The organism is Acinetobacter sp. CIP 101966, from assembly GCF_000369725.1.
Lineage (GTDB): Bacteria > Pseudomonadota > Gammaproteobacteria > Pseudomonadales > Moraxellaceae > Acinetobacter > Acinetobacter lwoffii_Q.
Genome location: NZ_KB850160.1, coordinates 1,555,339 through 1,570,257 on the forward strand (window position 1 = coordinate 1,555,339; position 14,919 = coordinate 1,570,257).

At 45.0% G+C, this 14,919-nt stretch carries 11 protein-coding genes; all 11 read right to left on the reverse strand.

What is annotated here, in order from left to right; translation table 11 throughout:
- Positions 1-13: 13 nt before the first annotated feature.
- Positions 14-604, reverse strand: coding sequence for a LemA family protein (locus F891_RS13630; RefSeq protein WP_005263875.1), 591 nt, complete (start codon positions 602-604; stop codon positions 14-16).
- Positions 605-787: 183 nt separating this feature from the next.
- On the reverse strand, positions 788-2,209 hold the full coding sequence (locus tag F891_RS13635) for an FAD-dependent oxidoreductase (protein WP_005263877.1): 1,422 nt from the start codon (positions 2,207-2,209) through the stop codon (positions 788-790).
- Between the two features lie 76 nt (positions 2,210-2,285).
- A complete protein-coding gene (gltB, locus tag F891_RS13640; protein WP_171066351.1) occupies positions 2,286-6,761 on the reverse strand; it encodes a glutamate synthase large subunit in 4,476 nt (1,491 codons plus the stop codon).
- Between the two features lie 449 nt (positions 6,762-7,210).
- A complete protein-coding gene (locus F891_RS13645) occupies positions 7,211-8,089 on the reverse strand; it encodes a hypothetical protein (RefSeq protein WP_005263881.1) in 879 nt (292 codons plus the stop codon).
- Between the two features lie 10 nt (positions 8,090-8,099).
- Positions 8,100-9,179, reverse strand: coding sequence for a 3-dehydroquinate synthase (gene aroB, locus F891_RS13650; RefSeq protein ID WP_005263883.1), 1,080 nt, complete (start codon positions 9,177-9,179; stop codon positions 8,100-8,102).
- Between the two features lie 28 nt (positions 9,180-9,207).
- Positions 9,208-9,744 carry a shikimate kinase AroK gene (gene aroK, locus F891_RS13655; RefSeq protein ID WP_005263885.1) on the reverse strand — a complete coding sequence of 179 codons (537 nt, stop codon included), beginning with the start codon at positions 9,742-9,744 and terminating at the stop codon, positions 9,208-9,210.
- Positions 9,745-9,780: 36 nt separating this feature from the next.
- The gene (gene pilQ, locus F891_RS13660; RefSeq protein WP_005263887.1) at positions 9,781-11,946 is read right to left on the reverse strand and encodes a type IV pilus secretin PilQ; all 2,166 of its coding nucleotides are present in this window, start codon (positions 11,944-11,946) and stop codon (positions 9,781-9,783) included.
- Positions 11,947-11,963: 17 nt separating this feature from the next.
- Positions 11,964-12,491 (reverse strand): pilus assembly protein PilP, encoded by a 528-nt coding sequence (locus F891_RS13665; RefSeq protein WP_004732447.1) that lies wholly within the window; start codon positions 12,489-12,491, stop codon positions 11,964-11,966.
- Positions 12,491-13,213, reverse strand: coding sequence for a type IV pilus inner membrane component PilO (locus F891_RS13670; protein ID WP_005263890.1), 723 nt, complete (start codon positions 13,211-13,213; stop codon positions 12,491-12,493). Before F891_RS13670 ends, F891_RS13665 begins: the two co-directional genes overlap by 1 nt.
- Positions 13,210-13,848: a PilN domain-containing protein gene (locus F891_RS13675; RefSeq protein WP_004281141.1), complete on the reverse strand. Its 639-nt coding sequence runs from the start codon at positions 13,846-13,848 to the stop codon at positions 13,210-13,212. The genes F891_RS13670 and F891_RS13675 overlap by 4 nt, the downstream gene beginning before the upstream one ends.
- Positions 13,848-14,906, reverse strand: a complete 1,059-nt coding sequence (locus F891_RS13680; protein WP_005263891.1) for a pilus assembly protein PilM — start codon at positions 14,904-14,906, stop codon at positions 13,848-13,850. The genes F891_RS13675 and F891_RS13680 overlap by 1 nt, the downstream gene beginning before the upstream one ends.
- Positions 14,907-14,919 lie beyond the last annotated feature (13 nt).

Sequence of the window (14,919 nt, forward strand, 5' to 3'; positions counted from 1 at the left end):
TACAGGTCAGTACTTATTCAAAGGAAACCGTTGGAGCTTTCTGTGCGCTTTGCTCGGCACTAAAGTTCGGTTTGGTATCCATACCAATCACTTTTGCCGTCATCACTTGCGGGAACTGACGGGCATAAGAGTTAAAGTCCTGCACCGTGGTGATATAACGGTTACGTGCCACAGCGATTCTATTTTCAGTGCCTTCCAGCTGCACCTGCAAATCACGGAACTGCTGATTGGCTTTCAGATCGGGATAATTTTCAGTTACTGCCAATAAACGCGACAAAGCACTGGTCATTTGCGACTGCGCTTCCTGATAACGCTGAAACAGTTCTGGATCTTCCAGTACTTCACGGTCTACTTTTAGCCCTGCCACATTGGCGCGTGCTTGAGTCACTTCGGTCAACACCTGTTCTTCATGCGCAGCATAGCCTTTGACCACATTGACCAGATTCGGTACCAGATCGGCACGGCGCTGATACTGGTTTTGCACTTCAGACCATGAAGCAGTCACCGCCTCATCCTTGACTTGTAAGGTGTTATAGCCGCAACCACTCAGGGTCAAGGTACTGGCCAGCATCAAGGCAATAAGAGATTGTTTGAATACACGCATGATATCTTGTCCTCAATTCTTTATTAATATTTATATAATTAATTTGATTTTAAACAGTATTTTCTAAAGTTTTGTTACTTTTTATAATCTTTTTTAATGGTCTCTCTTTCAGTTAGACAATATTCAAAAATAAAAAACCCGCCATAGCGGGTTATTTAAATGGCTTCAGTGAATTTTCAACGGTTAAACCTCTAGATAATCTAGAATCCCTTCAGCTGCCTGACGGCCTTCCCAGATCGCAGTCACTACAAGATCCGAACCGCGCACCATATCACCGCCAGCGAAGATTTTTGGATTTGAGGTCTGGAATTTGTATTGCTGCTGCTCAGCGGCAACGACACGACCTGAACCATCCAGATTGATTTCCACATCGGTGAACCAGTCTGCTGGACTGGTACGGAAACCGAAAGCAAGCAAAACCGCATCGGCTGGCAGAATTTCTTCTGAACCCGGAATGGGTTCTGGGCTACGGCGACCACGACTGTCCGGCTCACCGAGCTGAGTAGTAATAAATTTTACACCGGTTACTTTACCATTTTCACCAACAACTTCGATCGGCTGACGGTTAAACTGGAAGTTCACCCCTTCTTCACGCGCATTTTGCACTTCACGGCGTGAACCTGGCATATTTTCTTCATCACGACGATAAGCACAAGTTACTGTCTCAGCACCTTGACGGATCGAAGTACGGTTACAGTCCATGGCAGTATCACCACCGCCTAAAACAATGACTTTCTTGCCTTCCACGCTGATGTATTCAGCTGGGTCTTTTTCCCAGCCCTGACAACGATTGACATTGGCAATCAGGAAATCCAGTGCATCATACACACCATCCAGATCTTCGCCGGCGAAACCACCTTTCATATAGGTATAGGTGCCCATGCCCATAAATACTGCATCATAATCAGTAAGCAAATGATCAATGCTGATATCGGTGCCAATTTCAGTATTGAGACGAAATTCCACGCCCATGCCCGTGAAAATTTCACGGCGGCGCTTCATTACGTCTTTTTCCATTTTGAATTCTGGAATACCGAAAGTCAGCAAACCACCAATTTCCGGACGTTTATCAAAGACCACAGGTTTTACCCCATTACGTACCAGAATATCCGCACAGCCAAGTCCTGCAGGACCTGCCCCGATAATCGCGACTTTCTTATTGGTCCATTGCACATTGGACATATCTGGACGCCAGCCCAATGCAAAGGCGGTATCATTGATATATTTTTCTGCATTCCCGATCGTCACCGCACCGAAACCGTCGTTCAGGGTACATGCCCCTTCACACAGACGGTCTTGCGGACAAACACGGCCACAGACCTCCGGCAAGGTATTGGTCTGGTGACACAATTCAGCGGCTTGGAACAGACGTCCTTCAGACACCAGTTTTAACCAGTTTGGAATGTAGTTATGTACCGGACATTTCCACTCACAATACGGGTTACCACAGCCTAGGCAGCGATGCGTCTGATTGGCTGCAATTTCCGCTGTGTAAGGCTTATAAATTTCCACAAATTCTGCTTTGCGGACATCAATCTCTTTTTTCTCTGGATCTTGGCGTGCGACATCCAGGAATTGAAAGTCATTATTCAGGCGTTCTGCCATGTCTCTCTCCGTGGGGAGATGTAAGGCGGTTCACAGTTGCCGCCTTACATCTGCCTATGTTTCTGCAGTAGTGGAATTATTGTGGATCAGCTTGAGTTGTTTTTAACAGCGTTTGCAAGTTGGCTGCTTTTGGTTTTACCAACCAGAACTTGCGGCTGTAGAAGTCAAACTCATGGCGGATCTTGTACGCCCAAGCACTACCCGTTTCTTTAATATGTTCATCGAGAATACGACCCAGGAAGGCTTTGTGCTCTTCCATCGCTTCGGTTGAAATACGGTTCAGCTCAATCAGCTCGTGGTTATAATAATCAACGAAGTCATTATCCAGATCAAGCACATAAGCAAAACCACCAGTCATACCCGCACCAAAGTTATGTCCGACTTTACCCAGCACTGTCACAATCCCACCGGTCATATATTCACAGCAGTGATCACCTGCACCTTCAATTACGGCAAATGCACCCGAGTTACGTACTGCGAAACGTTCGCCTGCCGTACCGGCAGCAAATAATTTACCGCCAGTCGCACCATACAGACAGGTATTCCCAATAATCGCGGTATTTTGCGTCTGGAATGGCGAACCTTTTGGCGGGAAAATCGAGATGCGACCACCTGCCATGCCTTTACCGACATAGTCATTGGCATCACCTTCAAGGCTGATATGCAGACCACCGGCATTCCAGACACCCAGTGACTGGCCCGCCGTACCATTTAGGTGAACTTTCACCGGATGGGCTTCCATGCTGAGGTTGCCATAGCGTTTCGCAATTTCACCAGACAGACGGGCACCAATCGAACGGTCACAGTTACCGATCGTGAAGCTATATTCACCGCCAGTTCCCGCTTCGATGGCAGGCAGAATCTCATCCACCATTTTTTCAGCCAGAATCCCTTTATCAAATGGTGCATTGCCCTGTACTTCGCAGTACTGTGCTTTACCTTCTGCAGCAGGATGTGATTCCAGTAATTTACTTAAATCAAGATGTGCATGCTTTGCAGTTTCACCTGGCAAGACTTCCAGCAGATCCGTACGGCCAATCAGGTCTTTCAGACTTGATACACCGAGTGCTGCCAGCCATTCACGGGTTTCTTCAGCAATAAAGGTGAAGAAGTTGATCAGCATTTGTGGCTCGCCAATATAATGCTCTTGACGTAAATGATCTTGTTGAGTCGCAACACCGGTTGCACAGTTATTCAAGTGGCAGATACGCAAGTATTTACAACCTAAGGCAATCATTGGGGTTGAACCAAAGCCGAAGCTTTCAGCACCGAGAATTGCTGCTTTTACGACATCCAGACCGGTTTTTAAACCGCCATCTGTCTGTACGCGAACTTTACCACGCAGGTCATTGACACGAAGGGCCTGATGCGCTTCAGAAAGACCCAGTTCCCACGGTGAACCTGCATGATGAATTGAAGAAAGTGGAGAAGCCGCTGTACCGCCATCATAACCAGAAATGGTAATGAAATCGGCATACGCTTTCGCTACACCCGCCGCAATCGTACCGACACCCGGTTCAGAAACCAGCTTAACTGACACCATCGCCTGTGGGTTAACCTGTTTTAAATCAAAGATCAACTGTGATAAATCTTCAATTGAATAGATGTCATGATGCGGAGGTGGCGAAATCAGGGTAACGCCCGGCACAGAGTAACGTAAACGTGCAATGAGACCATTCACTTTACCACCCGGCAACTGACCACCTTCACCTGGTTTTGCACCTTGCGCGACTTTAATCTGGAGAACTTCTGCTGATGTTAAATAAGCAGGCGTCACACCAAAACGGCCCGATGCAATTTGTTTGATTTTCGAGTTACGGATAGTACCGTAACGCGCTGGATCTTCACCGCCCTCACCCGAGTTTGAACGACCACCAATCGTATTCATGGCAATCGCAATCGCTTCGTGCGCTTCAGGTGACAGTGCACCCAAAGACATACCGGCAGAGTCAAAGCGAGGCAGGATCTCTTCCACAGATTCCACTTGTTCGACTGGAATCGAGTTGTCTGTTTTGAGTTTGAACAAGTCACGGATCGTTGCGATCGGACGGTTGTTCACCAATTCTGCATATTCTTTAAAATCTGCGTAGTTCCCAGAACGTACTGCTTTATGCAGTGAGTTGATCACATCCGGGTTAAAGGCATGATATTCCTTGCCAAAGACAAATTTCAGCAGGCCTCCCTGATCGATTGGCTTACGGTTTTTCCAGGCAATATCCGCCAACTGTTTCTGGTCATTTTCAAGATCGACAAAAGTAGCACCCTGAATACGGCTTGGTACACCGATGAAGCATTTATCCACCACTTCATTAGATAAACCCACTGCTTCAAACAACTGACCACCACGATAAGAAGCAACCGTAGAAATCCCCATTTTCGAAAGAACTTTCAATAAGCCTTTCTCAATCCCCTTACGGAAATTGTTTTGTGCATAGATTGGGTCACCCAATAACTCGCCTTTGGCGACCAGATCATTGATCACGTCATAAGCCAGATATGGGTAGATGGCTGTTGCACCAAAGCCAAGGAGTACCGCAAATTGGTGTGGATCACGAGCAAAACCGGTTTCAATAATCAGGTTGGCATCAGTACGCAAACCTGTATTAATCAGGTGATGATGCACTGCACCAGTAATCATGAAAGCATTGGCAGGCAAGTAACCTTCACGGATTTTCTTGTCTGAAAGCACCAGTAAGGTTTTACCATCACGAATGGCTTGTGCAGATTCTTCACAAATACGCGCAATCGCTGCTTCCAGACCTTCGGTTTCAGCATAGTTCAAGTCAATATCTGCAATTTCATAACCGGCACGACCCAGCGTACGGATCTGATGCATTTTCGAATTAGAAAGTACAGGACTGGAAATGATCAGGCGGTCTGCATGTTCAGGCCCTTGTTCAAAGACGTTTTGTTCACGCCCCAAACAGGTTTCCAGTGACATCACAATCGATTCACGTAGCGGGTCAATCGGTGGGTTGGTCACCTGTGCAAACTGCTGGCGGAAATAATCCGACACATGGCGTACCTGACGAGACAATACCGCCATCGGGGTATCATCACCCATTGAACCTACAGCTTCCTGACCACTTTCAGCAATCGGACGCAACAACTGGTCACGCTCTTCAAAGGTCACCATGAACATTTTTTGTGCCGCTTTCAGGCCATCGCCTTTTAAGCCTTGATCACATAAATATTCTTCCAGCTCTGGACTACCTTGCAAACGCACAGAATTTTCACGTAACCATTCACGGTATGGACGCATACGTTTCAGATGATTATTGACATCTTGAGTATCCAGCACCTTACCGGTTTGCGTATCAATGACCAGCATTTGGCCAGGACCGACACGGCCTTTAGAAATCACATCTTCAGGTTGATAACCCCAGACACCAATTTCAGAAGCCAGCGTGATATAACCATTCTTGGTGATGACCCAACGCGCAGGACGCAGACCGTTACGATCCAGCATACAGATCGCATGTCGGCCATCCTGAATCACCAGACCAGCCGGGCCATCCCAAGCTTCCATATGTTTTGAGTTGAATTCATAGAAAGCACGCAGATCAGCATCTAAGGTTTCCACATTTTGCCAAGCAGGCGGAACCAGCATACGGAGTGCACGGAACAGATCCATGCCGCCACCCACCAGAATCTCCAGCATGTTGTCCAGGCTTGAAGAATCTGAACCGGTACGGTTCACAATTGGATTCAGTTCAGTTAAACCTGGCAATAATGGATTTTCAAATTTCGGCACACGCGCCATGGCCCAGTTACGATTCGCAGTAATGGTATTGATTTCACCATTGTGCGCCAGGTAACGGAACGGTTGTGCCAAAGGCCAGCGAGGCAAGGTATTGGTCGAGAAGCGCTGATGGAAGACCACGATATGCGATTCCAAACGTGGATCAGCCAGATCTGTATAAAAATCTGCAATCGCTTCCGGCATCATCAAGCCTTTATAGCTGATCACCGTTGAGCACAAAGTAGTGACATAGAAAGACGTATCATTCAACAACAGTTGTTCTGCACGACGGCGTGCCAGGAATAACTTACGGTTAAATTCAACCTCAGTCACACCCATTGGACAGTTAACAATAATCTGTTCAAATGCCGGCATCGATTGCAATGCAATTTCACCCAATGCATCGACATTGGTCGGAATCACGCGCCAAGCCAAAACGATTAAACCTTCAGCTTCAATCTCTTTGTTTAAAACCTGTTTGGCATGTGCAGCAAGTGCCGGATCAAGATTTAGAAACACCAACCCCACAGCAAACACTTCACTTAAAGTGGTATCACTTAAGCGTTTTGCTTCTTCACGGAAAAATTTCTTCGGCATCGCCAAGAGCAGACCACAACCATCCCCGGTTTTGCCATCCGCGGCAATACCACCACGATGGGTCATACAACTCAAACTATGAATCGCGGTCTTGACGAGATCATGGCTAGCATCACCCTGCATATGGGCGATCAAACCGAAACCACAGTTATCTTTAAACTCATCCGGTTGGTATAAACCTTGAGCGGGAGCTACATTATTAGGCGATGGCATGTGCATAGCGTACCCTTCTTTCACTAAGCCTCAACAGGCTATTAAACAATCTAAACTTTTCTCTGCGCTAGCGTCTAATGGACTTTCGAAGACTGTATTGGTAGAGCAAAAGCATTTTTCTTTATTTCTTCAGACTAGTCCTTTTTTAGACTAAATGCATAACAAATAAAGTTTATTCTGCTCATGAATAACATAAAAATCTGGAATAAATATGACATTCATACGGTGTCATCGAATCATTTTTCGCGCCAAAACAGGGAGATTAATTCAATTCATGCACCAATAAAGCAAATTCCATGCCAACAAACAGCGCATAAATTAAAACAATACAGATGACAAAGATTTAGCGCAGAACAGCACTCTAAGGGTTAATTTTAATGTGCATTTTTTGCACCAAAAGCGCTCATTTTTAATTCTGTAATTTTTTGGATGCGCTATTTTAGACCGGACTAATTAAATGGATCACTAATCTCATTATTTTGAGGACGAGGATTACTGCCCTGAGCAGGTCGATTATTGTTATTTTGCGGTTGAGGCGTGCCTTCTACAGCACTTTCAGATTTCTGTACATCGACCACATTTCCCGATGAATCACGGCGCACAATGGTGGTACTGGTAGTCGCAGCATCAGAGCTACGCGGCTTGGACTCAGTCTGGGTTTGCTGCTGTCTAAGTCGCACCGATTCATCTACTTTCGGCAAAGGCACATTTTTCAAACGAATTTCGTAAAGCTTTTGATTACTGGCCAATTCCTCTGAACCCAGATTATTGACCAGACTGACATATTGCTGCATTGCTACAACTTCAGGCTTGACTGAGGCCGGTAAATTTAACTTCAGTGTAGATAAAGCCTGATTGGCTTGCGCCGCCGTCTTATATTGACCATATAACAATACATATTGTTCTGGCTGATTTTCACCCGAGATTCTTAAATAAATAAAAGGTTTACGATCGGACTGTTTTTTAAGAAAACTTTTTAAAATGGCTTCATTGGTCACACGAAATAATTCAATGGCGTGCTGGTTTTTCGCTTCATTGACAAATTTGGTACCACGGAATTCCGGCTCATGACTGGCATTCACGACGGTACGCGTATTTAGGTCCAGTGGTTTCACTTCCTGAAAAAGTGCACCAAGATGGATCATTGTGGCGACTTTTTCTGGTTGAATCTGCAACTGAACTTCAGTTTCAGGCTTTTTTTCAATTTCGACGACATCATCTGAATCAGTCACCGCCCAAAAAACTAAGGCAGCAAATAGGCAGCATACACCACAGACCAGCCAGAAATAATGCTGAATCTTTTGCCAAGGAGTATGTAATGCTGCCATAAAACTAAACCTATGCCTGACTGGCTAAAATTGCCTGTTTCATTAACTCGAGATCAAAGTCTCGGGTAATCACTGCTTCGCCTAATTGCTTTAATAACACCAGACGCAATTGTCCATTTAAGACTTTTTTGTCATGGGCCATATAGGCCAGAAAATCATCCAGAGGGATTTTAGGACAAACCACAGGAAGTTTGGCACGAGAAATGATTTTTTTTGTACGTTCTAAATCCTCTTGAGAAATCCAGCCCATACGCTGTGACAGATCCGCAGCCATCACCATACCGGTGGCAACAGCCTCGCCATGTAGCCAGACACCATACCCCATGTAGGATTCAATCGCATGACCAAAGGTATGACCTAAATTGAGTAAAGCACGTTCCCCTTGCTCTTTCTCATCATTGGCTACGATCCGCGCCTTATGCGCACAGGAACGGTAAACGGCTTCAGCCAATAATTTCTCATCACGAGCGGCCAGAGCATCCATATTCTCTTCCAGCCAGACCAGAAATGCTTCATCACCGAGCAGCGCATATTTAATCACTTCAGCCAAACCTGCTGAAAGCTCTCGATCAGGCAAAGTAGAAAGCTGCGACATATCCGCCAGTACCACTTGAGGTTGCTGGAAAGCACCAATCATGTTTTTACCCAGTGGGTGATTAATCCCGGTTTTTCCACCAACACTTGAATCTACTTGCGACAGCAAAGTCGTCGGTACTTGGATAAAGTATACACCGCGCTGGAAACAGGCAGAAGCAAACCCGGCCATATCTCCAATGACACCACCACCCAGCGCAAGCACAGTACAGTCCCTGTTAAAACCGGCTTCAAGCAGTGCATCAAAAATCAGATTCAGATGCGGACTATCCTTATATTTTTCACCATCAGGCAAAATACAGGTCGCAACACGTTTGTTCAGAGCTTCAATTGCAGTTTGATAACGCTGCAAATAAAGTGGTGCAACTGTGGTATTACTCACAATCATCACTTGCTTGCCCTGAATATAGGGAGCCAATAAGGCCTGTGGATCCAGATCGCTCCCGATAAAAATAGGGTAACGACGTTCTCCGAGTTCTACATATAAGGTTTGCATGCTTGATTAACCACTTTATTCAATGAACTTAGTTTTTAGAAGTAATGAGATTGAGAATCCGCTGCGCCAGATCTCGTGCAGCACCCTGATTGGTCTCAATAATATGATGCGCCACTTCCCGATACAAGGGATCACGGACTGCCAATAAATCCCGTAACTTTTGTTCCGGATTTTCGACTTGAAGGAGGGGACGGTTTTTATCGCGATAGGTACGTTGCAGTTGAATTTCAACCGGGGTATAGAGATAAACGACGATTCCGCGCTGTTTCAGATAGTCCCGGTTTAAAACCTGAGTAATTGCACCACCACCAGTGGCTAAAACCAGATGGGGACGTGAGGTAAGTTCATTAATCACAGCCGTTTCACGGTCACGGAAACCCTGCTCCCCTTCTTTTTCAAAAATCCAGGGAATGGTCGCACCTGTTTTACGTTCAATTTCATGATCACTGTCTAGAAATTCGCGTCCTAACAATTCTGCGAGATGTCGTCCTACTGTTGTTTTACCGGCCCCCATCGGCCCTACCAAATAAATATTTGGTAGGGTTTCAAACTCTTTGCTTGGCAAGGAGTCACCTATTCGTTTTGTTAAATTCAAAATATATTAATGATTTCTTGAAACACTGTCATTAACAATTCGAGGTGTAACGAAAATCAGTAGCTCACGTTTATTATCCGACTTTAAATCTTTACGGAATAAACGTCCTACATAAGGAATATCCCCCAAGAATGGCACCTTGGTTTGTGCATTACGGGTTTCCTGCTCAAAAATACCACCTAGAACTACTGTTTCACCATTATCAACCAAGACATTGGTATTGATCTGGTTTTTGTTAATAGTAAGCTGTCCAGTCGGTGTCGGATTACCCGGCGAATCACTGGTAATATTGAGTTCCATCTGCACTTTACCATCTGGCGTAATACTTGGCGTCACATCCAGACTTAAGGTGGCATCAATAAACTCAGTAGTGGACACAGCATTAGCACCTCCACCTTCAGCAGATTGATACGGAATTTGTGAACCAGAGGCAACAGTTGCTTTCTGCTTATCCGCAGTCAGTACTTTAGGGGTAGAAATCACCTCACCATAGCCATCTGCCTGAAGTGCAGAAAGCTCAAGATCCAACATAAAATCCGATAGACTGATTAGACCAAAAGCAATACGACTTGCACCCGGACTGGTTACACCCAAGTCTACATTAAGGTTTTGTGGACGTTGAATCTCATAAGTATATCCACCTAAATCACTTTCTTGGGGATCTCTGAGATCCCATAACGTCGTGTCACTACCACCGACCAGAAGGCTATCATTGTTGGTAATCCCTTGAGATAGAATCCCCCACTTCACTCCCATTTCTTTGGTGAAGTCAGTGGTAGCTCGCACAATACGTGCTTCGACCATCACCTGCTTGACCTGTACATCGAGCAGATCTACCATATTACGGATTTTATCAATAAAAGGCTGGGTATCATTCACAATAATAGTATTGGTTCGTGCATCAATAGACACAGAGCCACGTGAACTCAATAAGCTTTCTCTCTCATCATTATTTGTAGTGTTACTCGAACTACCTGAACTAGATGCGCCTTTATTCTGCGTAATCAGTTTCTCAATATCAGCGGCTTTGGCATAACTGAGCTGCATATATTCCGTTTGGATAGGCGCAAGTGCAACACTCTGCTTAATCGCCTTAGCTTCTTCCTCTTCAGCCTTTATCAGCTCTGTAACTGGTGCGATCCAGATCACATTGCCATTGCGCCGTTTATCCAGATTTTTGGTTTTCAGCACAATATCCAGCGCCTGATCCCAAGGTACCTCTTTCAAGCGCAAGGTAATATTGCCTTGCACACTATCCGCAGCCACCATATTGATATCGGTAAAATCCGCTAAGAGCTGTAGCACGCGGCGCACTTCAATATCCTGGAAATCTAGCGAAATTTTCTTACCGCTATAAGCAACGGTTTTAGGACGCAATGGACTCTTGGCTTCTGGTCGTTTCAAGCTGATGGTCAGCTTGTTATCAGTCTGATAAGCCATATATTCATAACTTTCCGCAGACTGAATCGTAATGACCCCTGAACCATTTTGATTCACAGCATCCACACTCGATACCGGAGTCGCGAAATCAGTCACATTAAGACGGCGGGTCAAATGAGCCGGAATCTTGGAACCTAAAGTGCGTACAATAACTTTGGTACCCTGCTGTTGTACATCAACCGGGGTATTATTACCTGCTAGATCAATAACGACTTGGCCCTCACCTTGCGCACCGCGCTGGAAACCAATGTTGCTAATACCCTGAGCTGACTGTTGCTGCACAGGTTGAGTTATGGCTACAGGAGTTGCCGAGTTAATTTTAAGAATAAAGGTATTGCCTTCCACGCGAGTCGTAAAGGCTCCAGCCTCGGTCAGATTTACCGTTAGACGTGCCCGCTGAGCATCCGAAGTGACATCCACTGAACTGGCTTCACGTGTTGCCACCGGAATACTGCTTTGTTTTAAATTCTGTTGTGCTTTGTCAAAGTCCAGAATCAAACGTGACGGCGATTCTAATTGATAGGCTTGTGGTTGTGGTGGCAAACCATTGAACATCACCCGAATCTCAGTTCCTTGTCCAGGAAGCTGCATGGGTACTACATTGGTCATTGAAACCTGCGCACTGGCCGCTTGCATCACCGCAATCGCAACAGCACCCATTGAAAACTGACGAAACACACGATTCATTGTATTAACATCCCCAAAAATAAATTCTTTAATACTCTTATTCATTGTTATTCCTTTAAAACTTATGGCGCCGGCCCGATAAGAACCAGACTTCGCGGACGTTCCACATATCCCTCACGGCCATCTGGAATAATCTCAATCAAATCGATCTGTGTTGGTGTAATTCCAACCACACGACCATGATTAAGTCCCATATAGCTACCACGTTGAATCCGCTCAACCTCACCATCAGGTGTCTGGATTAAAGCCAGAATCTGTCCTGCCTGATTGCGCATGCTGCCTTTCATGGTCAACGTTTCGAGCGGATAACTTTCTAGCGGTTGCAATTGACGTGATAGGTTTGGATAAACCCGTTTCCCCGCCATAATTTTCAGTTCGGCAGCCAGAGAGCTTGGTAAAAAAGGACTTTTGATCTGATGTGCTGCATAGTTGAAGGTTTCAACTGGCATAAAATCAGGCGCAGGTTCAATCGGTAAAGGCGGCTGATTACGAATATTGGCCATTTCCTGATTGACTGCATCAATGCGTGAATCACATCCCAATAATAAAAACCCAAGCGTTAAAGCTGAAGTAATTTTAATGTTCTTCATTACTGCGCCCCCTGAGTAGTACTATTAGCTGCAGGCTGCACTGCAGCGCCTTCCGCATTACCAACATAACGATAAGTTTTGGCTTTCACCACATAATCAATGACCGGAATTTCAGATTTTTTCTCTTTGTTTTCAGTACCGGTAATGGTGAAATCATGCAGCGTGACAATACGCGATAAGCCGGCAATACTGCTTACAAAAGAACCAAAAGCGTGATAATCTCCAGTGGCTTCAATCGCAATTGGCTGCTCAATAAAGAACTCTTGTTTAATTTCAGGTTCCAGACGGATATTTTTAAACTTCAAGCCTGAATTCACACCGCTCAGATTAATATCTTCAACTAGACCTGGAATTTCAGTTTCTTTTGGCAACTGTTCTAACTGCTGGTTAAAACGGGCTTCCATTTCCTGAAGCTGAATTTGATATTGTTGTAAATTGCGTAATTTGGATTCTTTTTCACGGAATTCATTCAGCAGGTTTTGCTCCTGAGCACTGGCTTGTGAAATTGACTCAATCGTGCTTCTGATCATGACAAAGTAAATCACCGCAAATGCCAGCGCAGCAATAAAAATCCAACAGGTAATTTTGACCGACAAAGGCCAGCTACCATAGTTATTTGGATCCAATGTATTGAATTGCTGAAAAAACTTTTCAACAGTCATTTTATTTTTGGGTACAGCGACGACATCCTGGCTGAACTCATCGAATTCTTCATTACTCATGATGATGCCCCCGTAGTTGTAGCGACTGCTTGTTGTTCTTCATTCAGTACTGGCTGAGCGATCTGATCCAGATCTACAGTTACAGTAAAACTGCCATAAGATTCTTCCACACGTGGAATAATCGAGCTCGGCGCCTTTTCTTTTGCTTCTTCAGCCACCAGGAAAGCGTTCATAAAGGCATTTCGATACCAAGATGAAGCTTCCAGATTACGGAGCAGTTCTGCTACCGTATTTGGACTTTCAGCCCGACCTTCAATGGTGAACTTGTCGCCGATACGCTGGAATTTGGTGATATACATATTGCTTGGGGTCACCCGCACAATTTCATCAATCAGATGCACTGCAATCGGACGTTGGGTTTGTAGGCCCTGAATCAGTTTCATCCGTTCAACAATTGCATTACGCTGTTCTTGTAAACCTTCAAGCGCCTTTAACTGCACATCCAGATTCTGGTTGGTACTTTGAATCAGCTGATTGGCCTGCTCCTGATCTTGAAGCTTGTGATCATAATAAAACCAGGTTGAACCCGCTGCCGCTAATCCCAAGAAAAGCGCCCCCACGCAGATTGCCACGAATTCATTATTTCTTTTAATTCTTAGCTCATCACGCCAAGGAAGTAAGTTAATTCTTGCCATTAATCAAAACTCCTTAATGCCAAACCGCATGCAACCATGAGTGATGACGCGTCATTTTCAATTTTTTTAATATCAATTTGAGGAGAAAAGCCCATTTGCAAAAATGGATTCGCGATCGTGACACGGTAACCGAGTTTTTGTTGTAATAATTTTGCCAGACCTGGAATATTGGCATTCCCGCCGGCCAGTAAAATATGGTCAATCTCATTAAACTGAGAAGATGAAAAGAAGAATTGTAATGAACGGGCTGCCTGTTGTACGACGGCATCCAGAAATGGTTCTAGCACTTCAATATCATAATCATCCGGCAAGGCACGGGTTTTTTTAGCACGCCCAGCTTCTTCAAAGGACAATCCATAACGATTCTGAATTTCCTGAGTCAATTGCTTGCCGCCAAAGACCTGCTCACGGGTATAAATAATCTTGTTGTTCTGCATCACCGACAAGGTCGTCATACTATGACCAATATCTAAGATACCAACCGTATTGACCCCCATCGGCAAAGTGTCAGAAAATACCTTAAAGGCATTTTCCAGCGCAAAACTTTCTACATCTGCAATCTTAGGCGTTAGACTGCTAATCTCTAAAACTTCAGAACGCGCTTCGACATTTTCAATTCGGGTAGCGACCAGCAGCACATTGACCCGGTTCGGATTGGCAAGACGGTCTGGCAGAACTTCAAAATCCAGACTCGCTTCATCGAGTGGAAAAGGAATGTATTGTTCCGCATCTTCACGAATCTGGACTTCACGTTCATCATCCGACATGTCTGCATCCATCTCAATGATTTTGGTGATGACCATTGAAGTTGGAATCGCAAAAGCGGCCTGATTCGACTGGGTATTACCCAAATTAATTGCACGCCCAAGGGCATCAGCGACTGCTTCTGGGTTTAAAATGTTTTTTTCAACAACACTGTTTTCCGATAATGGGATCAAAGCATAGCTCTCTACCCAGTAACGGCCACTTTTTACAGAAAGTTCTAAAACCTTAACAGAAGTCGAACTAATATCGACTCCTATTAACCCCTTATTTGGTTTACGATATAACCTGCGCACAATACACTTCCTA

What these genes read in the sequence shown, in the direction of transcription:
- F891_RS13665 (WP_004732447.1), bottom strand. Translation starts at nt 12,491, where the DNA reads ATGAAGAACATTAAAATTACTTCAGCTTTAACGCTTGGGTTTTTATTA.
- gltB (WP_171066351.1), bottom strand. Translation starts at nt 6,761, where the DNA reads ATGCCATCGCCTAATAATGTAGCTCCCGCTCAAGGTTTATACCAACCG.
- F891_RS13630 (WP_005263875.1), bottom strand. Translation starts at nt 604, where the DNA reads ATGCGTGTATTCAAACAATCTCTTATTGCCTTGATGCTGGCCAGTACC.
- F891_RS13635 (WP_005263877.1), bottom strand. Translation starts at nt 2,209, where the DNA reads ATGGCAGAACGCCTGAATAATGACTTTCAATTCCTGGATGTCGCACGC.
- F891_RS13670 (WP_005263890.1), bottom strand. Translation starts at nt 13,213, where the DNA reads ATGAGTAATGAAGAATTCGATGAGTTCAGCCAGGATGTCGTCGCTGTA.
- pilQ (WP_005263887.1), bottom strand. Translation starts at nt 11,946, where the DNA reads ATGAATAAGAGTATTAAAGAATTTATTTTTGGGGATGTTAATACAATG.
- F891_RS13645 (WP_005263881.1), bottom strand. Translation starts at nt 8,089, where the DNA reads ATGGCAGCATTACATACTCCTTGGCAAAAGATTCAGCATTATTTCTGG.
- aroB (WP_005263883.1), bottom strand. Translation starts at nt 9,179, where the DNA reads ATGCAAACCTTATATGTAGAACTCGGAGAACGTCGTTACCCTATTTTT.
- F891_RS13675 (WP_004281141.1), bottom strand. Translation starts at nt 13,848, where the DNA reads ATGGCAAGAATTAACTTACTTCCTTGGCGTGATGAGCTAAGAATTAAA.